We start from the raw sequence: 24,993 nt of genomic DNA, 5'->3' as shown, positions 1-24,993 counted from the left end.
ACGGAGTGCCCCATGTCGGGTTTTCATCAGCGCGTATTCTCAGGCATGCAGCCGACCTCGACGCTGCATCTCGGCAATTATCTGGGCGCGCTGACCAATTGGGTCGCGATGCAGAAGACGCATGATTGCGTGTTTTGCGTCGTCGACATGCATGCGATCACGATGTGGCAGGACCCGGCCGACCTGAAGCGTGCCATCCGCGAAGTCACGGCCGCCTATATCGCGGCCGGCATCGATCCCAAGCGCAGCATCATCTTCAACCAGAGCCAGGTGCCCGGCCATGCCGAGCTTGCCTGGATCTGCAATTGCATCGCCCGGCTCGGCTGGATGAACCGCATGACCCAGTTCAAGGAGAAGGCCGGCAAGGATCGCGAGAACGCTTCTCTCGGCCTCTACGCCTATCCGAGCCTGATGGCGGCCGACATCCTGCTCTACAAGGCGACGCATGTCCCGGTCGGTGAGGACCAGAAGCAGCATCTCGAGCTGACCCGCGACATCGCCCAGAAATTCAACAATGATTTCGGGCCGCAGATCGCGGAGCGCGGTCTCGGCACCGGCGAGCTCGGCTTCTTCCCGCTGCCCGAGCCGATGATCATGGGCCCCGCCCAGCGCGTGATGAGCCTGCGCGACGGCACCAAGAAGATGTCGAAATCGGACGCTTCCGATTATTCGCGCATCAACCTGACCGATGATGCCGAGGCGATCGCCCAGAAAATCCGCAAGGCCAAGACCGATCCCGAGGCGCTTCCCTCCGAGGAGAAGGGGATGGAAGGCCGGCCGGAGGCCGAGAATCTCGTCGGCATCTATGCCGGGCTCTCCGGCACGTCGAAGCAGGCGGTTCTCACGCAGTTCGGCGGCGGTCAGTTCTCCGGCTTCAAGGCGGCGCTGGTCGATCTCGCGGTCGAGAAGCTCGCGCCCATCGCCGGCGAGATGCGCCGCCTGCTGGCGGAGCCGAAGCATATCGACGACATCCTCGGCGCGGGCGCCGATCGGGCCGAAGCGATCGCCGCGCCGATCATGCGCGAGGTCAAGGACATCGTCGGCTTCGTCCGGAGCCGGTGACGCTAGGTGGACTTGCGCCGGGGTGCCGGCACAGGCCACCATGCTCGTCCCTGAAGCGGCGGCAGGACAGTTCATGGTCAAGAGACGGCGGTCCTACGAGACGGGCCATCGCCCGAAATTCCTCGCCGTGGTCGATGGCAGCGAGGAATGCGGCAAGGCGATTCGCTTCGCCGCGCGCCGCTGCGCCCGTGTCGGCGCGGCGATCGTCCTGCTCGGCGTCGCCACACCGCCCGAGCACGAGACCTGGCTCGGCGTCGGTGAGGTCATGCAGGCCGAAGCCGAGGCCGAAGCCGAGAAGCGACTGGAGACGGCCGCCGCGGCCGTACGGACCCTTGCGGGACTCGAACCCGAGAAGGTCGTGCGCATCGGCAACAAGGCCGACGAACTGGTCAAGCTGATCGAGGAGGACGAGGATATCTCGTTGCTCGTGCTGGCGGCCGGCACGAGTAGCAAGGGGCCGGGCCCGCTCGTCAGCGCGCTCGCCGGCAAATCCTCGGCGAGCTTCCCGATCCCCGTCGCCATCGTGCCGGGCCATCTTGAGGACGAGGAGATCGACGCCCTCGCTTGAAGGCGTGCGACTGTGATTCCATGCCGCTGGAATGATTCCAGCCGGCGGCCTATATCGGAGCCAGGAACGGCGACCTTGAATCGCCGGTACCGGAGGTATCCATGTTCATCCAGACCGAAGCCACGCCGAATCCGGCAACCCTGAAGTTTCTTCCCGGCCGCGCCGTCATGCCCGACGGCACGCTCGATCTGCGCGATCTCACTGACGCCGAGCGTTCGCCGCTGGCGCAGCGCCTGTTCGGCGTCACCGGCGTTTCCGGCGTCTTCCTCGGCTCCGATTTCATCACCGTCACCAAGTCGGACGGCGAATGGCCGCATCTGAAGCCGGCGATCCTCGGCGCCATCATGGAGCATTTCATGTCGGGCGCCCCGGTCCTCGCAGCCGGCTCGGCAGCGGATGTGATCGAGGAGGGCGAGTTCTTCGACCCCGCCGATGCTGAGACCGTCGAGACGATCAAGGACCTGCTCGAAACCCGCATCCGCCCGGCGGTCGCCGGCGACGGCGGCGACATCACCTTCCGCGGCTATCGCGACGGCACGGTCTATCTCGCGATGAAGGGCTCCTGCTCGGGCTGCCCCTCTTCGACCGCGACGCTGAAGCACGGCATCCAGAACCTGCTGCGCCACTTCCTGCCGGATGTGCGCGAAGTCGAAGCCGTCTGAGCGGAACGGGATTGCTGGTGACGATGAGCGTGGCCTGTCGCGGAATGACATCCTGATGCGCATTCTCGCGATCGATACCGCGCTAGGCGCCTGCTCGGCCTGCGTGCTGGATACGGCCGACATGGTGAAGCCCCTGGCGATCGAGCAGATCGCCATGGAACGCGGTCATGCCGAAGCGCTGATGCCGCTTGTCGAGCGTGTCATGAAGGATGTCGAGGGCGGCTTCGGTTCGCTCTCGCGCGTCGCCGTGACCGTCGGTCCCGGCAGCTATACCGGCCTGCGCGTCGGTGTCAGCGCGGCGCGCGCCATCGCTTTTGCGGCCGGAATTCCCGCCGTCGGCGTCACCACCGTCGCGGCTTGCGCCGCGCCCCTGATCGGGCGCGAATCGGGCCGCGTCATTGCCGCCGCGCTCGATGCCAGGCACGGGCAGGTCTGGTTCCAGGCCCTGACGGCGGAGGGCAAGCCCCTGGTCTCGCTCCGGCAGGTCAGCTACCGCGACGCGGCCCGCGCCATCGGCGCCGGGCCGGTCAGCCTCGTCGGCTCCTCGGCGCTCGCCGTCGCCAACGAAGCCTGGGCGATCGGCCTCGATGCGCTGGTCATCGACGATGCCAGGGCGCCCGACATCGCCTGGGTCGCCCGGCTCGGCTTCATCGCCGATCCCGACAGCGCGCCGCCGCGGCCCCTCTACCTGAAGGCGCCGGAGACGACGCCGCAGGACAAAGCCCGCCTGCCGCGCCGGTGAGCGCATCCCCCAAATGGTGGTTGCCGCGGCGTCAGTCTGTGCGAACAGGCGGCATGGATTGGCTACGCAGATTGCTTCACCCTGATTCGGCTCCGCTGCGCACGATGCGGCTCGATGCCGGCCGCGCCCGTGATGTCGCGACCTTGCACCATCAGGGCGGTTTCGCCCGTGGCTGGGAGCCGGCCGAATGTGCGGCGCTGATTGCCGATTCGGCGGTGTCGACTGACGGCGTCTTCAGCGGCGGCAGCAGGCATCCAGAGGGTTTCGTCATCTCGCGCAAGGCCGCCGACGAGGCGGAAATCCTCAGCATCGTGGTTGCTCCTGCACGCCGCCGCGACGGTTTCGGCCGCGCGCTGCTGGCGTCGCATCTCGCCCGGCTGGCCGAAGAGGGCGTGGCCCATGTCTTCCTCGAGGTCGAGGATGGCAATCTTCCGGCCGAACGGCTCTATCGCCATTTCGGCTTTCGCGAGGTCGGGCGGCGCAAGGGTTACTACCCCAAGCCGGACGGCTCCCGCGCCACCGCGATAGCGATGCGGCTCGATCTTGCGTGACAAGCCGGCGCAATCGCGCCATTGACGGCATCTCGACCTCCCGATGGGATTGCCCGTTCCGCCGATGACCGGACCCGCCTGCGCATGAACGGCCTCCGCATCGGTGCGCTCGCCCGATTGGCGATGCTGTGTACCGGCACGCTCGGGCTTGTCCTCGCCCAGCTCGTCGTCATGCGTGTCGCACCGTCGCGGCGAGGCGCTTTGCCGCTGCGCTTCCATCGCCTGACCTGCTGGTGCCTTGGCGTGCGGCGGCAGGTACGCGGTGCGCCGCCGCCGGCCGGAACCGGTGCGCTGATCGTGTCCAACCACGTCTCCTGGCTCGATATCGGCGTGATCGGTGCCGAACGGGAACTCGCCTTCGTCGCCAAGAGCGAGGTCGGCCAATGGCCGGTGGTCGGCTTCCTCGCCAATCTCCAGCGCACCCTCTACATCGACCGGCAGCGCCGTAGTGCGACCGCCGGCATGGCCGCCACGATGGGCGCACGCATCGCCGGCGGCGAGGAGGTCGTGCTCTTTGCCGAGGGTACGACCGGCGACGGCACGCGCATCCTGCCCTTCCGCTCCTCCCTGCTCGGCGCCGCGCATCAGGCGATGGGCGACGCCACGGCGGATGTGACAGTCTATCCGCTGACCCTCACCTATACCGGCTGGCAGAACCTGCCGGGCGGCCGCGTCGGCCGCGCCGCGCTCGCCTGGTACGGCGATACTGAGCTCTGGCCGCATCTGAAGCATGTGCTGGAATGCGGCGCGATCGATGTCGAACTTGTCTGGGGCGATCCGATCGTGATGGGCCGTGCGACCTCCCGCAAGGAGGCGACGCGACTGGCCGAAGCCTCGGTCCGCAAGGCCCGTCGCCGGGCCGTCACCGGTCGCCCGGAAGCCTGAAGCTGCTGGTCCGCTGCTTGCTTCCCATCCGTTTGCATCCTGCGGCCGTTCCCAAGGCGCCCGATCCGCAGTAAAGGATGCGCTTTGGAGACCCGATCCGCGGCGATGAAGAAAGTCCATATCAAGTCCTTCGGCTGCCAGATGAACGTCTATGACGGGCAGCGCATGGCCGATATCCTGAGCCATCAGGGCTATGAGGAGACGGCGACGCCGGAGGGCGCGGACCTGATCCTGCTCAACACCTGCCATATCCGCGACCGGGCGGTGCAGAAGGTCTATACCGAGCTCGGCAAGCTGCGCGACATCAAGAAGGCGCAAGGCACTGAGGGCCAGGAGACGAAGATCGTCGTCGCCGGCTGCGTCGCCCAGGCCGAGGGCGGCGAGATCCAGCGCCGCCAGCCCGCGGTCGATCTCGTGGTCGGGCCGCAGGCCTATCACCGCCTGCCCGAGCTTCTGGCCGAGGCCGGCAAGCGCCGCGTCGTCGACACTGATCTGCCGGCCGAGGACAAGTTCGGCTTCCTCCCGGCGCCGAAGCGGCAGGCGATTCTGGCGCGCGGCGTCTCGGCCTTCGTTACGGTGCAGGAGGGCTGCGACAAGTTCTGCGCCTTCTGCGTCGTGCCCTATACGCGCGGCGCCGAGTTCTCGCGTCCCGTCGCGCAGATCATGGCCGAGGTCGAGCGCTTGGCCGAGGCCGGCGTGCGCGACGTCACCCTGATCGGCCAGAACGTCAACGCCTATCACGGCGAGGGGCCGGACGGCGCCGTCTGGAGCCTGGCGCGCCTGATGCACCGCGTCGCCGCGGTGCCGGGCATCGCCCGCATCCGTTATACAACCAGCCACCCCAGAGATATGGACAGCGACCTCATCGCCGCGCATCGCGACCTGCCGCAGGTGATGCCCTTCCTGCATCTGCCGGTGCAGGCGGGCTCGGACCGCATCCTCGCCGCGATGAACCGCAAGCATACCGGCGACGAGTATCGCCGCCTGATCGAGCGCATCCGCGAGGCTCGGCCCGACATCGCCTTGTCCTCGGATTTCATCGTCGGCTTCCCCGGCGAGACCGATGCCGATTTCGAGGAGACGATCCGCCTCGTCGACGAGATCGGCTTCGCGTCCAGCTATTCCTTCAACTATTCGCCGCGCCCCGGCACGCCGGCGGCCGAGCTCACGGCGCAGGTTCCGCGCGAACTGATGAACGAGCGGCTCTACCGCCTGCAGGCGCGCATCGAGCATCACCGGCAGGCCTTCAACGCCGCCATGGTCGGACGGACTGTGGATGTGCTCCTGGAAAGAGCGGGGCGGTATCCCGGACAGCTTGCCGGCAAGTCGCCCTATCTGCAGGCTGTGCAGATCGGGAGCGAAACGAATCAGATCGGCGATATCGTGCGCGTGATGATCGAGAGGACGAGCACCAATTCCCTGTTCGGCCGGCTGGTGGAGCCTGGCGACGCCAGTGGGAAGGGTCTGGCCGCTTGAGCGCGCCCCGCCTCGTCACCATTTGCCAGGGATGGGCGGTGGCCTGTCATCAGGCTGAAATTGTTGCGTCCGGTTATGCTGCGAGACGACCCGGCCGGGCGCTCCTGCCCGTCTGGAATAGGTACCGGGGCCGGACCATCCTCCGCCACCCCGGCCTGAAGCGAGGCGACGCATTTGGCACAGGCTGATTCGACGACGCAAAGACCCGACCGGAACCCGCGGCGCGATCTCGCGCCAGCCCGCCCCGAGGGCGGTGTGCGCGAAAGCGCGGGCCGTGACGGGCTGGCGGCGACGGAGGTCGTGCTCTCCTTCGACGACAACGGCCTGGCCAGCCTGGTCTTCGGTCAATACGACCAGAACCTCGCCCATCTCGAGCGCCGCCTCGGTGTCGTGGTCAGTCCGAACGGCAACCACGTCACCGTCAAGGGCCCGCGCGAGACGGCCGAGCAGGCCGGGCGCGTGCTGAAGACGCTCTATGCCCGTGCCAAGGCCGGCGCGCCCGTCACCCTCGGCGAGGTCGACGGCGCGATCGAGGAAAGCAACGTCCAGCGCTCGCTCTTCCCGACGGCCGATGCCGGCAAGACCTCCTTCGACGCGGTCGTGACGCGCAAGCGCGGACCTGTCAGGGCGCGCAATGCCGCGCAGGACGCCTATCTGCGCCAGCTCAAGCGCCATGAGCTCGTCCTCGCCGAAGGCCCGGCCGGCACCGGCAAGACCTGGCTCGCCGTTGGCCATGCCGTCTCTCTGATCGAGCAGGGCGTGGTCGAGCGCATGATCCTGTCGCGCCCGGCGGTGGAGGCCGGCGAGCGGCTCGGCTTCCTGCCCGGCGACATGCGCGAGAAGGTCGATCCCTATCTGCGCCCGATCTACGACGCCCTCAACGACTTCATGGAGGCACGCCATGTCGAGCGCGGCCTGCAGACCGGCATGATCGAGATCGCGCCGCTCGCCTTCATGCGCGGCCGCACCCTGACCAATGCGGTCGTGCTGCTCGACGAGGCGCAGAACACCACCTCGATGCAGATGAAGATGTTCCTCACCCGCCTGGGCGAGGGCTCGCGCATGATCATCACCGGCGATCCCTCGCAGATCGACCTGCCGCCGGGCCAGCGTTCCGGCCTGAACGAAGCGGTGAAGCTGCTCAAGGATGTCGAGGGCGTGGGCTATGCCCGCTTCGAGGAGGGCGATGTCGTCCGGCATGATCTGGTGCGACGCATCGTCATGGCCTATGAGAGCGCAGCGCGCCATGAGCGCGAGGAACGGGAGGAGCGCTTGCGCAATCCCGATGTGCCCCCGGATCTCAACCGGGAAGGCGACAGCGAAGGGCTGAAGCGGATGTTGGCGCGGGAGCGGCCGCGATGAACGATCGACCTCGCGGGCGGCGCCTGGCGCCGCCACCCGAGAAGACGTCTCCGGAAATCCATCTCGACCTCAGGGCGCAGTCGCGCCGCTGGCATGAGCTGGGCAAGCTGGCGAGCCTGCGTGCATTGCTGAACGAGGCGCTCGACGCCGGCATCGCGGTCGCGCCGCGCAAGCCCATGCCCGGCGCCGAGCTCAGCCTGCTGCTCACCGACGACAGGCGCATTCGCACCGTCAACCGCGACTGGCGCGGCTTCGACAAGGCGACGAACGTGCTCTCCTTCCCGACCGCTCCGCCGGAGCGCATCGCGCAGAGCCCGCTGCTCGGCGACATCGTCATCGCCTATGAGACCGTGCTGCGCGAGGCCGAGGCCGAATCCAAGAGCGTGAGCGACCATCTGCGCCACCTCGCCATCCACGGCCTGCTCCATCTCCTCGGCGAGGATCATGAGACCGAGGCCGAGGCGCGCCGCATGGAAGCGCTCGAAATCGCGGCGCTTGCTCGTCTCGGCGTGTCCGATCCCTATGCCGGTGCCGAACTCGTCACGGCGCTTAGCCCTTCTTCCCCGTAAGCCCCACGATCATGAGCGACGACAGTCGACAATCCCAGAACGAAACCGCCGGCCGTGGCCTCGGCCATTGGCTCGGACAATTCCTCGATCGGCTCGGCCTGCGCGGCGGCGGTACCGCCCGCGAGGAAATCGTCGAGGCCCTGGCCGAGGAGAATGGTGAGCTCGCCGATCTCTCCGCCCAGGAACGCGCGATGCTCACCAATGTGCTGAGCCTGCGCGAGCGCCGCGTCGACGACGTGATGATCCCGCGCGCCGATATCGTCGCCGTCCCGGCGGATGCGACGCTGGACGAGCTGCTCGCGCATTTCCGCACCGCCGGCCATTCGCGCCTGCCGGTCTTCGACGACACGCTCGATGATCCCCGCGGCATGGTCCATATCCGTGACTTCCTCGAATACATCGCCGAGAAGGCACGGCCCGGGGAGAACCGGCCGCCGGAAGAGAACGGCAAGCTCGCCATTCCGCATACGCTCTCGGCTGTCGACCTCTCGACGCGCCTGTCCGAGACGAAGCTGCTGCGCCCCGTCCTCTATGTTCCGCCCTCGATGCCGGCGGTCGACCTGCTCGTCCGCATGCAGTCGACCCGCACCCATATCGCGCTGGTCATCGACGAATATGGTGGCACCGACGGCCTCGTCTCGATCGAGGACCTGATCGAGATCGTCGTCGGCGATATCGAGGATGAGCATGATCTCGAGGAGACCCCGATCGTGCCCGCCGGCGAGAACCGCTTCACGGCGGATGCGCGCGCGACCCTCGCCGAGCTCAAGGAAGCGACCGGCGTGGACCTCTCCGGCAACGAAGTGGCGGATGACATCGATACGCTCGGCGGGTTGATCGTCACGCTGGCAGGCCGCGTGCCGACCCTTGGAGAGATGGTGAAGGGGCCGGATGGCCTCAGCTTCGAGATCCTCGATTCGGACCAGCGCCGCGTGAAGCGCCTGACCATCCATTGTCACGGCGAGCCCGCCACGGAGGAACCGGCGATGGAGCCGGGCTGATGGGGCTGTCGGGGGCAGCGGAGGCCGTCATCCTGGGCTGGGGCTGGCGGAAGCGCCTGGTCGCGCTCATCGCCGGGGCGAGCGGCGCGCTTGCCTTGCCGCCGCTCGACCTCTGGCCACTCGTCGTCGTGCCGATGACCATCGCGGTCTGGCTGATCGACGGCGCAGTGGGCACCAGCGCCTGGCGCCGCTTCCGGGCCGCTTTCTCGGTCGGCTGGTGGTGGGGCTTCGGCTTCTTCCTCGCCGGCCTGTGGTGGCTCGGCGCCGCCTTTCTCGTCGAGGCCGACAAGTTTGCCTGGGCGATGCCGCTCGGCGTCGTTGCCCTGCCCGCTTTCCTCGCGCTCTTCCCGGCCTGCGCCTTCGGCCTGGCGCGGCTGGCCTGGCCCAGGGGCGCCGGGCGCATCCTCGTGCTCGCGGCCATGCTCGGCATCAGCGAATGGCTGCGCGGCCATGTCCTGACCGGCTTTCCCTGGAACCTCTACGGCATGATGCTGGCAGGCGAGATCCATCTCGCGCAGGCCGCCTCGCTGGTGGGGCTCTACGGCCTGACCCTGTTCGCGGTGGCGATCGGCGCGGCCCCGGCCGTGCTCGGAACGGCCCGGACGCCGGCGGGGCGCAACCTGCCTCTGCTGCTGGCGGCGGTGGCCTTGGCCGGCCTCTTCGCCTTCGGATACTGGCGCCTGCCGTCCGGCCCGTCGCCGCTCGTGGCAGGGGTGAAGCTCAGGCTGATGCAGCCCAACCTGCCGCAGGATGCCAAGTTCAACGGCAATAACGGCGCGGCGATCCTCGAACGCTATCTGGAGCTGAGCGATCGGGCCACCAGCCCGACCACGCCGGGCCTCCAGAGCGTCACGCACCTGATCTGGCCGGAATCGGCCTTTCCCTTCCTGCTCGGCCGCACGCCCGGCGCCCTGTCGCGCATCGGCGCGGTCCTGCCGCCGGACGTGACGCTGATCACCGGTGCGGCGCGCGCCGGCGAGACGCTACCCGGCGAGAGCCGGCCGCCGATCTACAACGCGATCCAGGTGGTCAATGACGAGGGCGTCATCGTCGCCAGCTACGACAAGGTCCATCTCGTCCCCTTCGGCGAATACCTGCCGCCGTTCCTGGAGACGCTGATCCGCCGGGTCGGTCTCTCCGAGTTCGTTTCGATTCCCGGCGGCTTCGCTTCGGGCAGCGCGCGGATGCCGCTCGCGATCAAGGGGTTGCCGACGGCGGCGCCGCTGATCTGCTACGAGGCGGTGTTTCCGGGCGACGTCGCCGCCCGCGGCCCGCGGGCCGGCTTCTTCCTGAACCTGACCAATGACGGCTGGTTCGGCCAGACCAGCGGCCCTTACCAGCATTTCGCGCAGGCGCGTCTGCGCAGCATCGAGGAAGGCCTGCCGCTGGTGCGCGTTGCCAATACCGGGATTTCCGCGGTGGTCGATCCCTACGGCCGCACCGTGGCGAGCCTGCCGCTGGGCGTCGAGGGCGTGCTGGACTCGAGCCTGCCGCGCAGCGGCCCCGTCACGCTTTACGCCAGGGCGGGGGATATCGCCTTCGCGGGATTGCTGCTGCTTTTTCTCGCTTTTTCCCGGTTTCGGGCCCGGAATTAATCCCGATTGGAACTTTTTCGCGGCAAAGGGTGGATTAGCTGCGGCGCCTATAATAAAGGACGGCTACCGCGCCGACCAGGATGGCGGCTCCTGGTCATGACACTGATGCCTAAGCAGGGTGAATCATGATCAAGAAGGTCCCCAATCCGATCGACAAGCATGTCGGCAGCCGCGTCCGCATGCGTCGGATGCTCGCGGGCGTCAGCCAGGAGAAGCTGGGCGATGCACTCGGGCTGACCTTCCAGCAGGTGCAGAAATACGAGAAGGGCTCCAATCGCATCAGCGCGAGCCGCCTCCAGCAGATCGCCAAGATGCTGGATGTGCCGGTGGCCTTCTTCTTCGATGGCGCTCCGACCGGCGACCTGCCGGAGCCCGGCTTCGCCGATTCCGCCGCGACGACCTATATTTCCGAGTTTCTGGCGACCAGCGAGGGCGTGCAGCTCACCAAGGCCTTCACGCAGATCAAGAGCGGCCGGGTTCGCCGGCGCATCATCGATCTCGTCGAGGCGCTCGCGGAGGAAGACGCCGGAAAGGCGTGATATCGTCCTCGTTTCGTTCGATGTGACGAACGATCCTCCCGATAAGCGGACTTTTCCGCTTGACGACGAACGCGTCCGCTGTAATGACGGGTCCTCGTCGGGCTGGCGCCGCCGCGCCGGCCTTTTCCATGTGCCGATTCAGGGAAGCGCCGACCGTGTCACGCCAGAATTACCTGTTCACCAGCGAGTCCGTCTCGGAGGGGCATCCCGACAAGGTCTGCGACCGCATCTCCGATGAGATCGTCGATCTGTTCTTCAAGGAAGCGGCCAAGGCCGGCATGGATGCGAGCAAGGTCCGCGTCGCCTGCGAGACGCTGGCGACCACCAACCGCGTCGTCATCGCCGGCGAGGTTCGTACCTCGCTCGACGAGAAGGCGATGAAGAGCAAGGTCAAGTCGGCCGCGCGCAAGGCGATCAAGGCGATCGGCTACGAGCAGGACGGCTTCCACTGGAAGAAGTGCAAGATCGACGTGCTGCTGCATCCGCAATCCGCGGATATCGCCGTGGGCGTCGATGAGGCCGGCAACAAGGATGTCGGCGCCGGCGACCAGGGCATCATGTTCGGCTATGCCAGCCGCGAGACGCCCGAGCTGCTGCCCGCCCCGATCTATTACGCCCACAAGATCCTCGAGACGCTGACGCTCGCCCGCAAGAAGGGCGAGGGCGCGGCCGCCAAGCTCGGCCCCGACGCCAAGAGCCAGGTCACGGTCAAGTACGAGAACGGCAAGCCGGTCGGCGTCACCCAGATCGTGCTCTCGACCCAGCATCTCGACGAGTCGCTGACCTCCGCCGACGTCCGCAAGATCGTCGAGCCCTATATCCGCCAGGCGCTGCCGGATGGCTGGATTTCCAAGGACACGGTCTGGCACATCAATCCGACCGGGAAGTTCGTGATCGGTGGCCCGGACGGCGACGCCGGCCTGACCGGCCGCAAGATCATCGTCGACACCTATGGTGGTGCTGCTCCCCATGGCGGCGGCGCCTTCTCGGGCAAGGACCCGACCAAGGTCGACCGCTCGGCGGCCTATGCGGCGCGCTATCTCGCCAAGAACGTGGTCGCGGCCAAGCTCGCCGATCGCGCCACGATCCAGCTCTCCTACGCCATCGGCGTCGCCAAGCCGCTGTCGATCTATGTCGACCTGCACGGCACCGGCAAGGTCGACGAGGCCAAGCTCGAGGAGGTCCTCGGCAAGCTGGTCGATCTCTCGCCGAACGGCATCCGCAACCATCTCGGTCTCAACAAGCCGATCTATGCCAAGACCTCGGCCTATGGCCATTTCGGCCGCAAGGCCGGCCGCGACGGCTCCTTCTCCTGGGAGAAGACCGATCTCGTCGACGCGCTGAAGAAGGCCGTCGCCTGAGACTGACCGTCGGGTCATGAATGGAAAGGCCGGGGTTCACCCGGCCTTTTTTCTTTGACTTGATGGATCAGGTCGCTGAAACACCGCCGTCGTTCCGGATCTCCACTGCGCTGCGCCCGGAATGACGACGCTCTATCGGACAAAGCGATACGAATACGATCATGACCCACGACCCCGATCATGACGACCGCGCCTTCTATGGTCGCCGCAAGGGCAAGGCCCTGCGCGACGGCCAGAGCCATCTGATCGAGCACACGCTGCCGCGCCTGCGCCTGCCGGAAGGCGAGATCGCCGATCTCAAGGCGCTGTTCCCGCAAGCTGTCGAGGCGGTCCGGCTGGAGATCGGCTTCGGTGGCGGCGAGCATCTCTTGATGCGGATGCGCGAGAGCCCGCAGATCGGCTTCATCGGCGTCGAGCCCTTCATCAACGGCATGGCCAAGTTCCTGGCCTTCGCCGAGCGCGAGGGGCTGACCAATATCCGCGTCTGGGACGACGATGCCGCCCTTCTGCTGCCGCGCTTCCCGGCCGGCAGCCTCGATGCGATCGATCTGCTCTATCCCGATCCCTGGCCCAAGCGCCGCCAGCGCAAGCGCCGCTTCGTCTCCGAGCATACGCTCGGCCTGTTCGCCCGCGCGCTCAAGGCCGGCGGGCGCTTCCGCTTCGCCAGCGATATCGACGACTATATCGGCTGGACGCTGTCGCGCCTGATGGCCTCGCCCGATTTCGACTGGACCGACGAGCGGCCGGGCGACTGGCGCACGCCCTATCCCGGCTGGATTCGCACCCGCTACGAGGCGAAGGCGGTCCGCGAGGGGCGCATCTCCAGCTATCTCACGGCTTTGCGTCGCGCATCCTGAGGAAGCCGAGCACGCGCTGGGCGGTCCCCTGGGCGAGGTTGCGGAAGCTTTCGCGGGCGCGGTCGACGGAGGCCTGTGACTTGCCGAAATCCTTGCGCAGCGAGATCAGCGCCGCTGTGGTCTCCCACGACCAGCCGAGCGCGCGCGCCACCAGCAGCACCGCTTCGCGGTCGCTGCCGAGAATGATCTGCTCGCTCGCCGGCAGGCCGAGCTGCGCCAGCACGGCGACGCCGCAGATCGCATGTTCGGCCGCGCCGTCGCGGGCGTAGTCACGGACCTTGGCCTCGTCGAGCAGGCCGGCTTCGTTCAGTTCGCGGATTTCGACGAGGGCGGCGCTGATGGCACCGAGCTCGCCGGGCATCTGGCCTCCGGCGGCGATCGCGTCCGCTCCGCGTTCGACCGCGCCGTCGACCTCGCCCGCCAGCACGGGTTCGAGGCTCTCGCTGAGCCGGCGCCGGGCGGAGTTCTTGGCGGCAGTCATGAGCTGGTCGACGAGTTCCGCCGGAATGTCGCGCCTCAAGCCCAGCGTATGCTGGAGCGCATCGTCTTGCGCCGCCCGCATCACCAGCACGCCCATGCCGTGGCGGGAGAAACGCGCGGTCTGGTTGGCCGCGACCGCATGGGTGACGACGCGCCCGCCGCGCAGGATCAGGAAATCGGTGACGGGCTCGCCGAGTTCGGGCCGTTCGGTGATCGCGAGCATATGGTCGCGCCCCTTGGCGGCGGAGATCGCCACGAGATCCTGGTCGTTCAGGCGCGGCGACTGCACCAGCACGGCGCGCGCCACGGCGATCTCGTCGAGGGCGAGCTGGCGCACGATGCCGCTCGGCGCATTCGGCACCGGCGCGAGCCGCTCCGACAGTTCGACGCGGGCACGCAGTTCGATGGCGCGCGACAGCCGCCCGATTACGACGTCGAAGACGCCGACCTGCTCCTCGTCCATATGGACGGCCGTGGCCAGGAACAGATCCGTCAGCCGCGACAGGACGTCGGCGCGCTCTTCGTTCGAGCCGCGCAGCATCGTGGATTCGAGATCTCGCAGCAGCGAGCCGACCGCACTCATACCTGATCCTCAACCGCTATCCCGTCATGCAGTCTGGCATGCGAAGGATGACCATCGGGTTAGCGCCGCCGTAACCGAGCTTGCATATCGGGGCGATGCGGACTAAATAGCGGGCAACAGCTCTGGTATCGGTTAACGCCGATGATCAAGAGCGGGCCCACCGGCCCGCTCTTTTTTATTGGCCGCGACCCGCCGGAGGCAGACGGAACGGTCCGGGCCATGAGTGAACCCACCCACGAGCCGACAACGGCACCCGATCAGGAACCCCGCCTCGTCGTCGAGGGTGGCGTCGCGGCGCGTGTCGCCGTGATCATCGAACCGGCGATCGTCGATCTCGGCTACCGGCTGGTGCGTGTGCGCGTCAGCGCCCAGAATGGCTGCACCGTGCAGATCATGGCCGAACGGCCGGACGGCACAATGAATGTCGAGGGCTGCGAGGCGATCAGCCAGGCGGTGTCGCCGGCGCTCGATGTCGACGACCCCATTCAGGCGGCCTATCATCTCGAGGTCTCGTCGCCGGGCATCGACCGGCCGCTGGTGCGCGCCAGCGATTTCGAGCGCTGGGCCGGCCATCTCGCCAAGATCGATACGAGCGAGCTGGTCGCCGGGCGCAAGCGCTTCCGTGGTATCCTGCGCGGTGTCGCGGGCCAGGACGCGCTGCTGACGCGCGACGACGCCAGGAGCGAGGAAGAGCGTGACGTCGCGATTCCGATGCGGGCGATCGCCGAGGCCCGCCTCGTCCTGACCGACGCGCTCGTCACCGAATCGCTGCGCCGCGGCAAGTCCGGCCTGCCGCCGGAGATGCCGGCCGCCGAAGAGATCGCCAGCCCTAGGAAGGGCCGAGGGAAATCGCTGGGACCGCGGCCGACGAAGGCCGGCGAGACGGCCCCGCCAGACAATAACGAAGAGGAGTGAGCGTCATGGTCGTCAGCGCCAACCGGCTCGAACTGCTGCAGATCGCCGACGCGGTCGCCCGCGAGAAGTCGATCGACCGCCAGATCGTCGTCGACGCCATGCAAGACGCCATCGCCAAGGCCGCCCGCTCGCGCTACGGCGCCGAGACCGACGTCCATGCCGAGATCAACACCAAGACCGGCGAACTGCGCCTCGCCCGCCATCTCCAGGTCGTCGACCTCGTCGAGAACCCGGCGATCGAGATCACGGTCGACGAGGCCAAGCGCCATAATCCGGCGGCCCAGGCCGGCGACGTCATCGCCGATCCGCTGCCGCCCTTCGATTTCGGCCGCATCGCCGCCCAGTCGGCCAAGCAGGTCATCGTCCAGAAGGTCCGCGAAGCCGAGCGGGACCGCCAGTACGACGAGTACAAGGATCGCATCGGCGAAATCGTCAACGGCGCGGTCAAGCGCGTCGAATACGGCAATGTCTTCGTCGATCTCGGCCGTGGCGAAGCCATCATCCGCCGCGACGAGATGATCCCGCGCGAGACCTTCAAGGTCGGCGACCGGGCCCGGGCCTATGTCTACGACGTGCGCCGCGAGCCGCGTGGCCCCCAGATTTTCCTGTCGCGCACCCATCCGCAGTTCATGGCCAAGCTGTTCGGCCAGGAAGTCCCCGAGATCTATGACGGGATTGTCGAAGTCAAAGCTGTCGCCCGCGACCCTGGCTCGCGCGCCAAGATCGCCGTCATCAGCCGCGATTCCTCGATCGACCCGGTCGGCGCCTGCGTCGGCATGCGCGGCTCGCGCGTGCAAGCCGTCGTCGGCGAATTGCAGGGCGAGAAGATCGACATCATCCCGTGGTCGCCGGATGTCGCGACCTTCGTCGTGAACGCCCTGCAGCCGGCGGAAGTCGCCAAGGTCGTGCTCGACGAGGAAGCCGACAAGATCGAGGTCGTGGTGCCCGACGAGCAGCTCTCGCTCGCCATCGGCCGCCGCGGCCAGAACGTCCGCCTCGCTTCGCAGCTCACCGGCTGGGACATCGACATCCTGACCGAAGCCGAGGAATCGGAGCGCCGCCAGAAGGAATTCGTGCAGCGCACCGACCTGTTCATGAACGCGCTGAACGTCGACGAGACGGTCGGCCAGCTCCTGGCCTCGGAAGGCTTCCGCAATGTCGAGGAGGTCGCCTATGTCGACCTCTCCGAGCTCGCCTCGATCGAGGGCTTCGACGAGGACACCGCCGGCGAGATTCAGAGCCGCGCCCAGGAGCATCTCGCCGCGGTCGAGGCAGAGTTCGACGAGAAGCGCCGGGCGCTCGGCGTCGAGGACGCCTTGCGCGAGGTCGAGGGCGTCACCACATCCATGATGGTCGCGCTCGGCGAGAACGACGTGAAGAGCGTCGAGGATCTCGCGGGTTGCGCCACCGACGATCTCGTCGGCTGGACCGAGCGCAAGGATGGCGAGACCACCCGCCACGCCGGCTATCTCGATGGGTTCGACCTGTCGCGCCAGGAGGCGGAAGCGATCATCATGGCCGCGCGTATCCACGCCGGCTGGATCGAGGCGCCGGCCGAGGAGCCTGAGGCGGAAGCCGACGAGGCGGCCGAGGCCTGAGCGGAGCCCGCGTAGTGAAAGCGGCGGCGCAGAAGGAATCGGAACGGAGTTGCGTGGTCACCCGTGCGGTGAAGGCGCCTGACGATCTGATCCGCTTCGTTGCCGGGCCGGACGGCACTTTGGTGCCGGATTTGCGGCGGAAACTGCCCGGACGTGGCGTCTGGGCCAGCCTCAGCCGCAAGACGGTCACCGAGGCGATCAAGCGCAAGGCCTTCGAGCGCTCGCTCAAGGCGAAGGTCGCGGTTCCCGCCGACCTTGCGGAGATGATCGATGCGCTGATGCTGCGCGATGCGCTCCAGGCGCTGTCGATGGCCAACAAGGCGGGGCTCGTGATCGCGGGCTTCGCCAAGGTCGAGGCCCTGATCGGCTCGGGCCGTTGTATCGGCGTCATCGCGGCCAGCGATGGGGCCGATGACGGCAAGCGCAAGATCGGCCAGGCCATCAGGCGGATCGGGGTGGCCCGTGAAGCCGAAGGGCTCAAGGCCCGTGAACTGCCCGTCGTCGCTATTTTCACGGCGGCGGATTTGGAATTGGCGTTGGGGCGGGCACATGTGATACATGCCGCCCTTGCTCCGGGACCAGCGGCCGAGGGCGTCCTCTCCCGCTGGCGTCGGCTCGTCCGCTACCGGACGGACGATGCCGCCGCATCCGACCAGAACGATACCGAAGACACGACCGAACCGGCAGGACCGAACGCGGAATGACCGATACCAAGACCCCGGGCGACAAGACGCTGACCGTCAACCCGCCCAAGACCCTGTCGCTGAAGCGGCCTGTCGAGCAGAGCACTGTTCGCCAGAGCTTCTCGCATGGGCGTACGAAGCAGGTCGTCGTCGAGGTGAAGCGCCGCGCCGCCGGGCACGAGGTCAAGGAGCCGGTCGCGCCGCGTGCGCCCCAGGCCCCGGCTCCCCAGGCGGCCCCGCCCCGCCCGGCCGCTCCGCAGCCGCCCCAGCGCCCGGCCAGCAGCATGCTGCTGCGCACCCTCTCCGATGAGGAGAAGGACGCCCGTCAGCGCGCCCTTTCGGAGGCCCGCAGCAGCGAGGCCGAGGCCCGCCGCATCGCCGAGGACGAGGCGCGCCAGCGTGCCGCCGCCGCCGAACGCGAGCGCCAGGAGCGTGAAGCCGCCGCCGCGCGTCAGCGCCAGGAGGAAGAGCGTCGCCGTCAGGAAGACGACCAGAAGCGCCGGGTCGAAACCGCCGCGCGTCAGCGCGACGACCAGCCCGCCCGTCCGGCTTCGCCGCCGCCGCCAGCCCGTGAGGATGCGCCTGCGTCCCAGGCGCCTGCGCCGCAGCCGACCCAGTATTTCGGCCGTCCGGCTCCCTCAGGTCCGCGCGAGTTCACCTCGCGTCCGCCGGTGCGCGATACCGGTGCGCGCCCGCCGCGGCTCGACAGCCGCCCGCCGCGTTCCGATGCGCCGCGCACGCCCCGCATCGACACGACGGCCCCGTCCGAGCCCGCGATCGCCCGGCCGGTGCGCCAGGCGCCTTCGGCCAACACGACCCGCAACCGCTCGGATGATGTCGACGTCAAGGCTGCGTTCCGCCGCCCCGGCCTGAGCGCCGGCGCCGGCCGTGGCCCGGCTCCCGCCGCGCCCAAGACGCCGAAGACCACGAATGACAAGCCGCGCGGCCGCCTGACGCTCTCGACCGCAACCGGGAGCGAGGACGAGCGGACACGTTCGGTCGCCTCGTTCCGCCGGCGCGTGCAGCGCATGACCGGCCATCGGGCTTCCGATGTCCAGAAAGAGCGCGTGATGCGCGAGGTGATCATCCCCGAGACGATCACCATCCAGGAACTCGCGAACCGCATGACGGAACGCGGCGTCGACGTCATCCGCCTGCTGATGAAGCAGGGCGCGATGCACAAGATCACCGACGTGATCGATGCCGACACCGCCCAGCTCATCGCCGAGGAAATGGGCCACACCGTCAAGCGCGTCGCCGAATCCGACGTCGAGGAAGGCCTGTTCGACACGCCGGATACCGACGAGACCCTGGCCTCCCGCCCGGCGGTCGTGACGATCATGGGCCATGTCGACCACGGCAAGACCTCGCTGCTCGACGCTATCCGCAAGACCAAGGTCGTCACCGGCGAAGCCGGCGGCATCACCCAGCATATCGGCGCCTATCAGGTGACGACCCCGCTCGGCACCCAGGTGACCTTCATCGATACCCCCGGCCACGCCGCCTTCACGGCGATGCGCGCCCGTGGCGCCAAGGTGACGGACGTCGTCGTGCTGGTCGTGGCCGCCGATGACGGCGTCATGCCGCAGACGGCCGAGGCGATCCATCATGCCAAGGCGGCCGGTGTGCCGCTGATCGTCGCGATCAACAAGGTCGACAAGGCCGATTCCAACCCGGATCGCGTGCGCGCCGAGTTGCTGCAATACGAGATCCAGGTCGAGACGCTCGGCGGCGAGACGCTGGAAGTCGAGGTCTCCGCCAAGACCGGTCACAACCTCGACAAGCTGCTGGAAGCGATCTCGCTTCAGGCCGAGCTGCTCGATCTCAAGGCCAATCCCGATCGCGCGGCCGAAGGTACGGTCATCGAGGCCAAGCTCGATCGTGGCCGCGGCCCGGTCGCCACCGTGCTCGTCCAGCGCGGCACCCTGCGCACCGGCGACATCATCGTGGCCGGCGCCGAATGGGGCCGTGTCCGCGCCCTGATCGCCGATACCGGCGCGCAGGTGAAGGAGGCTCCGCCCTCCATGCCGGTCGAGGTTCTCGGCTTCAACGGCACGCCCGAGGCCGGTGATCGCGTCGCGGTCGTCGAGTCCGAGGCCCGTGCCCGCGAGATCACCGATTACCGCGAGCGTCAGCGTCGCGACCGCCTCGCCGCCCGCGGCGCGGCCTCGGGCGCCGGCCGCTCGCTCGCCGAGATGATGCGCGAACTCAAGGAAGGCGCCGGCCGCAAGGAATTCCCGCTCGTCGTCAAGGGCGACGTGCAGGGTTCCGTCGAGGCCATCGTCGGCGCTCTTGAAAAGGTCGGCAACGAAGAGGTTCGCGCCCGCGTGCTCTCGTCGGGCGTCGGTGCCATCACCGAGTCGGATGTCACGCTCGCCCAGGCTTCGGGCGCGGTGGTCGTCGGCTTCAACGTGCGCGCCCACAAGGAAGCGCGCGAGGCGGCCGACCGGGCCGGCGTCGAGATCCGCTACTACAACATCATCTATAACCTCATGGATGACGTGAAGGACGCGATGTCGGGCCTGCTGGCGCCGACCTTGCGCGAGACCATGCTCGGCAACGCGACGATCCTCGAGATCTTCAACGTCTCGAAGGTCGGCAAGATCGCCGGCTGCCGCGTCACCGACGGCACGATCGAGCGCGGCGCCAATGTCCGCCTGATCCGCGACAACGTCGTGGTTCACGAGGGCAAGCTCGGCCAGCTCAAGCGCTTCAAGGACGATGCCAAGGAAGTCGTGGCCGGCCAGGAATGCGGCATGTCCTTCGAGAACTATCAGGACATGCGTGCCGGCGACGTGATCGAGTGCTATCGCGTCGAAGAGATCAAGCGCAGCCTCTAAAGGCCGCGCTTCCTGAAACAGCGCGTCATGGCCGGGTTGCAAGCCCGGCCATCTCGTGACGAGAAGAGCGCGTCCAGCGCCTTATCTTCCTGAGACGGCGGGCTCTGTCCCGCCGTGACGTTTGATCCGGTCCGATCCCGGAGAAACGAGAACCATGGCAAAACCTGCGAAACCCACCGGTCCTTCCCAGCGGCAGTTGCGCGTCGGCGAACTGATCCGCCACGCGCTCGCCGAGATGCTGGCGCGCGGCGACATCCATGACGATGTGCTGGCAAAGCACGTCATCACCGTGCCGGAGGTGCGCCTCTCGCCGGATCTCAAGCTCGCGACGGCCTACATCATGCCGCTCGGCGGGCAGGATATTAAGCCGGTGCTCAAGGCGCTCGAAGCCAACAAGCGCTATATGCGCGGTGAGATCGCGCATCGCGTAAACCTGAAATACGCGCCGGATATCCGCTTCCGTGCCGATGAGAGCTTCGCCGAGGCCGAGCGCATCGACGCGCTGCTCGATACCGACGAGGTGCGCCGCGATACGCAGGTCGAGCGCCTCAGGATCGACCAGGACCACGAAGACCAGGCTCCCGAAGAAGACCGCCGTGACGATGACCGCTGAGAATCCATCCGAAACCGTCCCGGACCAGGAAGCCACCCCGGCGCCGCGCCCGAAGAAGCGCGACGTCCATGGCTGGGTCATCCTCGACAAGCCGATCGGCATGACCTCGACCCATGCGGTCAGCGTCGTGAAGCGCGCTTTCGGCGCCAAGAAGGCGGGCCATGCCGGCACGCTCGATCCGCTGGCCTCGGGCCTGCTGCCGATCGCATTGGGCGAGGCGACCAAGACCGTTCCCTTCGTCATGGACGGCCGCAAGGCCTACCAGTTCACCGTCGCCTGGGGCTCTCAGACCAATACCGACGATACCGAGGGCAGCGTCATCGCGACCTCGGACAAGCGCCCCGACGAAGCCGCGATCACAGCCCTGCTGCCCCGCTTCACCGGCACGATCCTGCAGACGCCGCCCAAGTTCTCGGCGATCAAGATCGCCGGCGAGCGCGCCTACGATCTCGCCCGCGATGGCGAGGAGGTCGAATTGCAGGCGCGGCCCGTCGAGATCGACGCGCTCACCATCGTCAGCCATGACGGCGCCACCACGACCTTCGAGGCCGAATGCGGCAAGGGCACCTATGTCCGCGCCATCGCCCGCGATCTCGGCCTCGCGCTCGGCTGCCTCGGCCATGTCGCGCATCTGCGCCGCACCCGCGTCGGGCCGTTCACGGTGGCTGAGGCCGCAAGCGTCGAGACCCTGCGCGAGAGCCCTGAGAGCGCGCTCTCGGCCCTGCAGCCGGTCAAGGCGGCTCTGACGCTGATCCCCGAGATCGTGCTCCACCGTGATGCCGCCGCCCGCCTCAAGCGCGGCCAGAGCGCCCTGCTGCGTGGCGCCGGCGCCCCGATCGAGCTGGAGGCCGCCTACGCCACCTGCGCGGGCACGCTGGTGTCGACGGGCTCGGTCCAGAACGGCGAGTTCGTCCCCCACCGCGTCTTCAATCTCTGAGGGCGGATGGGCGAAAGCCGCAGGAAGCAGCAGTTCGGGGGCCCGGCCCAGGATGGCCGGCTCCTGTTCTGGCGCATCGGCTGCGTTTTCGGCATTGTCGCCGTCATCCTCACGACGGTCTGCTACTTCATCTACAGCCACAACCAGAAGCTGCTGGCGCGTGCCGACCGCGCCGCCGGGACCGTGGTCGAACTGCGGCACGGCGGCGGGGATTCCACCTATCGGCCGGTCGTGAGCTTTCAAACGGCGCAGGGACGGTCCGTCACCTTCGTGACCTCATGGGGCACGAGCCCGCCGGCCTATAGCAGGGGCGACCGGGTGACCGTCCTCTATGACGCTGCGACCCCGGAAAAGGCCGAGATCGAGGGCTTCCTGTCCCTGTGGATGGGAACCCTGATCCTCGGTGGACTGGCGACGGTCTTCGCGCTGCTTTCGGCTGTCCTGATGATCGTGGCGAAGCGGGGCTGAAAAGCCTCAGGCCGCCCGCTTCAGCCCGTCGCGCGCCCAGATCGCACTGAGCGCCGCCACCAGCGTGTCGATATCGGCGTCGGAATGGAACGGCGACGGCGTGATCCGCAGACGCTCCGTGCCGCGCGGCACGGTCGGGTAGTTGATCGGCTGGACATAGATGTCGAAACGATCGAGCAATTCGTCGCTGATCGCCTTGCAGGCCTTCGCCTCGCCGACCATCACCGGCACGATATGGCTGGGATTGGCGAGATGCGGGATGCCGGCCCGGTCGAGCTTGCGGCGCAGCGCCGCGACGCGGTCCTGCTGGCGCTCGCGCTCCGCGGAGCTTTCCTTGAGATGCCGGATCGCGGCGATGGCACCGGCCGCCACGGCCGGCGGCAGCGAGCTGGAGAAGATGAAGCCGGAGGCGAAGCTGCGGATGAAGTCGCAGAGCGCGGCCGAGCCGGTGATGTAGCCGCCGATCACGCCATAGGATTTCGCAAGGGTGCCCTGGATCAGGGTGAGCCGGTCGGTCAGGCCCTCGCGCTCCGAAATGCCGCCGCCGCGCGCGCCGTAAAGGCCGACGGCATGGACCTCGTCGATATAGGTCATCGCGCCGAACTCGTCGGCGATGTCGCAGAACTCGCGGACCGGCGCGATGTCGCCATCCATCGAGTAGATCGACTCGAAGGCGATCAGCTTCGGCCGGGCGGGATCGAGCGCCGCGAGCTTGCGGCGCAGGTCGGCCGGGTCGTTATGGGCGAAGATGTGCTTCTCGGCGCGCGAATGACGGATACCCTCGATCATCGAGGCATGGTTCAGCCCGTCGGTCAGCACGATGCAGCCGGGGATGCGCGCGGCCAGCGTCGAGAGCGAGGCCCAGTTCGAGACATAGCCGGAATTGAAGATCAGCGCGGCTTCCTTGCCGTGCAGATCGGCGAGCTCGCGCTCCAGCAGGACATGGTAATGGTTGGTGCCGCCGATATTGCGGGTGCCGCCGGCGCCGGCGCCACTGCCGTCGAGCGCCTGATGCATCGCGGCGAGCACCTTGGGATGCTGGCCCATGCCGAGATAGTCGTTCGAGCACCAGACGGTGACCTCGCGCGGGCCGCTCTCGCCATGATAGGTCGCGATCGGGAAGCGGCCTGCCTGGCGTTCCAGGTCGGCAAAGACGCGGTAGCGGCCCTCGCCGCGCAATCCGTCGAGTTCACGGCGGAAGAAATTCTCGAAATCCATGGCCAGCCTCCTGCGGCGCGCTTTTCCTAGGCCTTTCGGACGGCCTTCGGAATGGTGCGCGGTGTCGCGGCTGGAATTGTTCTACTTCGCCTGTTCGGCCAGCTCCAGAATCGTTTCGATGAGGACGCGGATGGCGATGCCGGCATCGGCCTCGGTCATGTTCTCCAGGGGCGAATGGCTGATGCCCTTTTCATTGCGCACGAAGAGCATGGCGACGGGCGCGACCGCCGCGATCGCCATCGCGTCATGCCCGGCGCCGGACGGCAGGCGGCGGCCGGCGAGGTTGCTGCCGCACCGGGCGATGCCGGCGGCGAGCGCATCCTGCAGCCTGGGCTCCATCGGCACGGCCGCAGCCCTGGCATAGGGGATGATCTCCAGCCCGACACCGCGCCGCTGTGCGATTTCGCCGAAGCGTTTGCGGATCTCCGCATCCATCGCCGCAAGGGTCGCATCCTTCGGGGCGCGAAAATCGATGGTGAATTCTGCCGAGCCGGGAACGACATTGGTCGCGCCGGGGTCAGGCCTGAACACGCCGACGGTGCCGACGGCGAGCTCGTGCGCAGCCGCGATCTGCTCGAGTGCCAGCGCCATCTCGGCGGCGGCGGTCAGCGCATCCTTGCGCAGCGCCATCGGCACGGTGCCGGCATGGCCCGCCACGCCGGTGACGCGCACCTGTGCCCGGCTCTGGGCATTGATGGCGGTGACGATGCCGACCGGCTCGTTCTCCGCCTCCAGCACCGGCCCCTGCTCGATATGGACTTCGAGATAGGCCTGGATCGAGCCGGGCTTGCGCGCGAGCGCTGCGATCCCTGCCGGATTGCCGCCGAAGGCGACGAGCGCATCGCCGAGCTTGACCCCTTCGCTGTCGCGCGCTTCCAGCCAGGCCGGATTATAGGCACCCGCCAGCGCTTCCGAGGTCGAGAGATGCGTCGGAAACCTGACGTTTTCCTCGTCGCCGAAGCCGACCACCTCGAGCGGGAAGGGTAGGCTGATCCCGGCGTCGCGCAAAGCCTGCGCTGCCAGGATGCCCGCGACGACGCCGAGATTGCCGTCGAAGCGTCCGCCATCCTTGACCGTGTCGATATGCGAGCCGATCAGCACGGCAGGCGCGCCCGGCACGGTGCCTTCGCGCCGTCCCTGCACCGAGCCCGCGGCATCGATGAAGGCGCTGAGCCCCGCCACCTCCATCGCGCCCTTGACCCACTCCGCCGCCTGCTTGTGCGCAGGCGAGAGATAGAGCCGCGTCAACTTGCCGGGCTCGTCGCTGAAGCGGTTGAGACCGGCCAGCGCCGCGAAGGCGCGGGCGCCGAGGACGGCGGCGGAGGGGAGCGTCTGCGTCATGCCGCCAAGCTAGATCAGGGTTTCGAAAACCGCGACCGGCAATTTCGCTAAGCAGCTTCTCCCCGGCGGCATGATCCGCCGCGCTCG

24 protein-coding genes are annotated in these 24,993 nt (G+C 67.9%); 21 read left to right on the top strand and 3 right to left on the bottom strand.

Annotated features, from left to right (window positions below; genetic code table 11):
* The first annotated feature begins 12 nt into the window (after positions 1-12).
* The 14 genes from trpS to trmB all read left to right on the top strand — a co-directional run bounded on the left by trpS (position 13) and on the right by trmB (position 13,230).
* Positions 13-1,062: a tryptophan--tRNA ligase gene (gene trpS, locus AC1RLU_RS22025; protein ID WP_492798203.1), complete on the top strand. Its 1,050-nt coding sequence runs from the start codon at positions 13-15 to the stop codon at positions 1,060-1,062.
* 73 nt (positions 1,063-1,135) lie between these two features.
* Complete coding sequence (locus AC1RLU_RS22020) at positions 1,136-1,630, top strand: universal stress protein (RefSeq protein ID WP_061971136.1); 495 nt, start codon at positions 1,136-1,138, stop codon at positions 1,628-1,630.
* Positions 1,631-1,731: 101 nt separating this feature from the next.
* Positions 1,732-2,292 carry a NifU family protein gene (locus AC1RLU_RS22015; RefSeq protein ID WP_142114178.1) on the top strand — a complete coding sequence of 187 codons (561 nt, stop codon included), beginning with the start codon at positions 1,732-1,734 and terminating at the stop codon, positions 2,290-2,292.
* A 55-nt stretch (positions 2,293-2,347) separates the two neighbouring features.
* Complete coding sequence (gene tsaB / locus AC1RLU_RS22010) at positions 2,348-3,034, top strand: tRNA (adenosine(37)-N6)-threonylcarbamoyltransferase complex dimerization subunit type 1 TsaB (protein WP_091857695.1); 687 nt, start codon at positions 2,348-2,350, stop codon at positions 3,032-3,034.
* 71 nt (positions 3,035-3,105) lie between these two features.
* Positions 3,106-3,585: a GNAT family N-acetyltransferase gene (locus tag AC1RLU_RS22005; RefSeq protein ID WP_492798202.1), complete on the top strand. Its 480-nt coding sequence runs from the start codon at positions 3,106-3,108 to the stop codon at positions 3,583-3,585.
* Positions 3,586-3,669: 84 nt separating this feature from the next.
* Positions 3,670-4,470: a lysophospholipid acyltransferase family protein gene (locus AC1RLU_RS22000; protein WP_492798200.1), complete on the top strand. Its 801-nt coding sequence runs from the start codon at positions 3,670-3,672 to the stop codon at positions 4,468-4,470.
* 105 nt (positions 4,471-4,575) lie between these two features.
* Positions 4,576-5,946, top strand: a complete 1,371-nt coding sequence (miaB, locus tag AC1RLU_RS21995; protein ID WP_492798198.1) for a tRNA (N6-isopentenyl adenosine(37)-C2)-methylthiotransferase MiaB — start codon at positions 4,576-4,578, stop codon at positions 5,944-5,946.
* A 255-nt stretch (positions 5,947-6,201) separates the two neighbouring features.
* Positions 6,202-7,308 (top strand): PhoH family protein, encoded by a 1,107-nt coding sequence (locus tag AC1RLU_RS21990; protein ID WP_091857694.1) that lies wholly within the window; start codon positions 6,202-6,204, stop codon positions 7,306-7,308.
* Positions 7,305-7,877, top strand: coding sequence for an rRNA maturation RNase YbeY (ybeY, locus tag AC1RLU_RS21985; RefSeq protein WP_492798196.1), 573 nt, complete (start codon positions 7,305-7,307; stop codon positions 7,875-7,877). The genes AC1RLU_RS21990 and ybeY overlap by 4 nt, the downstream gene beginning before the upstream one ends.
* Before the next feature lie 11 nt (positions 7,878-7,888).
* Positions 7,889-8,878 (top strand): hemolysin family protein, encoded by a 990-nt coding sequence (locus AC1RLU_RS21980; RefSeq protein WP_061971125.1) that lies wholly within the window; start codon positions 7,889-7,891, stop codon positions 8,876-8,878.
* Positions 8,878-10,473 (top strand): apolipoprotein N-acyltransferase, encoded by a 1,596-nt coding sequence (gene lnt / locus AC1RLU_RS21975; RefSeq protein ID WP_492798194.1) that lies wholly within the window; start codon positions 8,878-8,880, stop codon positions 10,471-10,473. The genes AC1RLU_RS21980 and lnt overlap by 1 nt, the downstream gene beginning before the upstream one ends.
* A 125-nt stretch (positions 10,474-10,598) precedes the next feature.
* A complete protein-coding gene (locus AC1RLU_RS21970; protein WP_061971122.1) occupies positions 10,599-11,012 on the top strand; it encodes a helix-turn-helix domain-containing protein in 414 nt (137 codons plus the stop codon).
* A gap of 128 nt (positions 11,013-11,140) precedes the next feature.
* On the top strand, positions 11,141-12,373 hold the full coding sequence (gene metK, locus AC1RLU_RS21965) for a methionine adenosyltransferase (protein WP_091857656.1): 1,233 nt from the start codon (positions 11,141-11,143) through the stop codon (positions 12,371-12,373).
* Between the two features lie 161 nt (positions 12,374-12,534).
* Positions 12,535-13,230 (top strand): tRNA (guanine(46)-N(7))-methyltransferase TrmB, encoded by a 696-nt coding sequence (trmB, locus tag AC1RLU_RS21960; RefSeq protein ID WP_492798193.1) that lies wholly within the window; start codon positions 12,535-12,537, stop codon positions 13,228-13,230.
* Here the strand turns inward: trmB and AC1RLU_RS21955 are convergent.
* Positions 13,205-14,293 carry a DUF2336 domain-containing protein gene (locus AC1RLU_RS21955; RefSeq protein ID WP_492798191.1) on the bottom strand — a complete coding sequence of 363 codons (1,089 nt, stop codon included), beginning with the start codon at positions 14,291-14,293 and terminating at the stop codon, positions 13,205-13,207. The two genes, trmB and AC1RLU_RS21955, sit on opposite strands and share 26 nt — an antisense overlap.
* A gap of 219 nt (positions 14,294-14,512) precedes the next feature.
* Between AC1RLU_RS21955 and rimP the strand changes: the two genes are divergently transcribed.
* The 7 genes from rimP to AC1RLU_RS21920 all read left to right on the top strand — a co-directional run bounded on the left by rimP (position 14,513) and on the right by AC1RLU_RS21920 (position 22,347).
* Positions 14,513-15,208, top strand: coding sequence for a ribosome maturation factor RimP (gene rimP / locus AC1RLU_RS21950; protein WP_492798190.1), 696 nt, complete (start codon positions 14,513-14,515; stop codon positions 15,206-15,208).
* 5 nt (positions 15,209-15,213) lie between these two features.
* Positions 15,214-16,806: a transcription termination factor NusA gene (gene nusA / locus AC1RLU_RS21945; protein ID WP_061971116.1), complete on the top strand. Its 1,593-nt coding sequence runs from the start codon at positions 15,214-15,216 to the stop codon at positions 16,804-16,806.
* Positions 16,807-16,820: 14 nt separating this feature from the next.
* Positions 16,821-17,510 carry an RNA-binding protein gene (locus AC1RLU_RS21940; protein ID WP_274532900.1) on the top strand — a complete coding sequence of 230 codons (690 nt, stop codon included), beginning with the start codon at positions 16,821-16,823 and terminating at the stop codon, positions 17,508-17,510.
* Positions 17,507-20,329, top strand: coding sequence for a translation initiation factor IF-2 (infB, locus tag AC1RLU_RS21935; protein ID WP_492798189.1), 2,823 nt, complete (start codon positions 17,507-17,509; stop codon positions 20,327-20,329). The genes AC1RLU_RS21940 and infB overlap by 4 nt, the downstream gene beginning before the upstream one ends.
* A 154-nt stretch (positions 20,330-20,483) precedes the next feature.
* Complete coding sequence (gene rbfA / locus AC1RLU_RS21930) at positions 20,484-20,942, top strand: 30S ribosome-binding factor RbfA (protein WP_061971111.1); 459 nt, start codon at positions 20,484-20,486, stop codon at positions 20,940-20,942.
* On the top strand, positions 20,932-21,879 hold the full coding sequence (truB, locus tag AC1RLU_RS21925) for a tRNA pseudouridine(55) synthase TruB (protein ID WP_061971110.1): 948 nt from the start codon (positions 20,932-20,934) through the stop codon (positions 21,877-21,879). Before rbfA ends, truB begins: the two co-directional genes overlap by 11 nt.
* Positions 21,880-21,885: 6 nt before the next feature.
* A complete protein-coding gene (locus tag AC1RLU_RS21920; RefSeq protein ID WP_492798188.1) occupies positions 21,886-22,347 on the top strand; it encodes a DUF3592 domain-containing protein in 462 nt (153 codons plus the stop codon).
* Positions 22,348-22,353: 6 nt separating this feature from the next.
* Here the strand turns inward: AC1RLU_RS21920 and hemA are convergent, their stop codons facing one another.
* Positions 22,354-23,565, bottom strand: a complete 1,212-nt coding sequence (hemA, locus tag AC1RLU_RS21915) for a 5-aminolevulinate synthase (protein WP_492798187.1) — start codon at positions 23,563-23,565, stop codon at positions 22,354-22,356.
* Positions 23,566-23,646: 81 nt separating this feature from the next.
* Positions 23,647-24,906, bottom strand: coding sequence for an allantoate amidohydrolase (locus AC1RLU_RS21910; protein WP_091857645.1), 1,260 nt, complete (start codon positions 24,904-24,906; stop codon positions 23,647-23,649).
* Between the last annotated feature and the right edge of the window lie 87 nt (positions 24,907-24,993).

Source organism: Allobosea sp. GW822-FHT05A11 (assembly GCF_058800455.1).
The sequence above is the reverse complement of the archived record's forward strand: the minus strand, read 5'-3'. Positions and strand labels throughout refer to the sequence as shown.

What these genes read in the sequence shown, in the direction of transcription:
- trpS (WP_492798203.1), top strand. Translation starts at nt 13, where the DNA reads ATGTCGGGTTTTCATCAGCGCGTATTCTCAGGCATGCAGCCGACCTCG.
- AC1RLU_RS22020 (WP_061971136.1), top strand. Translation starts at nt 1,136, where the DNA reads ATGGTCAAGAGACGGCGGTCCTACGAGACGGGCCATCGCCCGAAATTC.
- AC1RLU_RS22015 (WP_142114178.1), top strand. Translation starts at nt 1,732, where the DNA reads ATGTTCATCCAGACCGAAGCCACGCCGAATCCGGCAACCCTGAAGTTT.
- tsaB (WP_091857695.1), top strand. Translation starts at nt 2,348, where the DNA reads ATGCGCATTCTCGCGATCGATACCGCGCTAGGCGCCTGCTCGGCCTGC.
- AC1RLU_RS22000 (WP_492798200.1), top strand. Translation starts at nt 3,670, where the DNA reads ATGAACGGCCTCCGCATCGGTGCGCTCGCCCGATTGGCGATGCTGTGT.
- miaB (WP_492798198.1), top strand. Translation starts at nt 4,576, where the DNA reads ATGAAGAAAGTCCATATCAAGTCCTTCGGCTGCCAGATGAACGTCTAT.
- ybeY (WP_492798196.1), top strand. Translation starts at nt 7,305, where the DNA reads ATGAACGATCGACCTCGCGGGCGGCGCCTGGCGCCGCCACCCGAGAAG.
- AC1RLU_RS21980 (WP_061971125.1), top strand. Translation starts at nt 7,889, where the DNA reads ATGAGCGACGACAGTCGACAATCCCAGAACGAAACCGCCGGCCGTGGC.
- lnt (WP_492798194.1), top strand. Translation starts at nt 8,878, where the DNA reads ATGGGGCTGTCGGGGGCAGCGGAGGCCGTCATCCTGGGCTGGGGCTGG.
- AC1RLU_RS21970 (WP_061971122.1), top strand. Translation starts at nt 10,599, where the DNA reads ATGATCAAGAAGGTCCCCAATCCGATCGACAAGCATGTCGGCAGCCGC.
- metK (WP_091857656.1), top strand. Translation starts at nt 11,141, where the DNA reads ATGTGCCGATTCAGGGAAGCGCCGACCGTGTCACGCCAGAATTACCTG.
- trmB (WP_492798193.1), top strand. Translation starts at nt 12,535, where the DNA reads ATGACCCACGACCCCGATCATGACGACCGCGCCTTCTATGGTCGCCGC.
- AC1RLU_RS21955 (WP_492798191.1), bottom strand. Translation starts at nt 14,293, where the DNA reads ATGAGTGCGGTCGGCTCGCTGCTGCGAGATCTCGAATCCACGATGCTG.
- rimP (WP_492798190.1), top strand. Translation starts at nt 14,513, where the DNA reads ATGAGTGAACCCACCCACGAGCCGACAACGGCACCCGATCAGGAACCC.
- nusA (WP_061971116.1), top strand. Translation starts at nt 15,214, where the DNA reads ATGGTCGTCAGCGCCAACCGGCTCGAACTGCTGCAGATCGCCGACGCG.
- infB (WP_492798189.1), top strand. Translation starts at nt 17,507, where the DNA reads ATGACCGATACCAAGACCCCGGGCGACAAGACGCTGACCGTCAACCCG.
- rbfA (WP_061971111.1), top strand. Translation starts at nt 20,484, where the DNA reads ATGGCAAAACCTGCGAAACCCACCGGTCCTTCCCAGCGGCAGTTGCGC.
- truB (WP_061971110.1), top strand. Translation starts at nt 20,932, where the DNA reads ATGACCGCTGAGAATCCATCCGAAACCGTCCCGGACCAGGAAGCCACC.
- AC1RLU_RS21920 (WP_492798188.1), top strand. Translation starts at nt 21,886, where the DNA reads ATGGGCGAAAGCCGCAGGAAGCAGCAGTTCGGGGGCCCGGCCCAGGAT.
- hemA (WP_492798187.1), bottom strand. Translation starts at nt 23,565, where the DNA reads ATGGATTTCGAGAATTTCTTCCGCCGTGAACTCGACGGATTGCGCGGC.
- AC1RLU_RS21910 (WP_091857645.1), bottom strand. Translation starts at nt 24,906, where the DNA reads ATGACGCAGACGCTCCCCTCCGCCGCCGTCCTCGGCGCCCGCGCCTTC.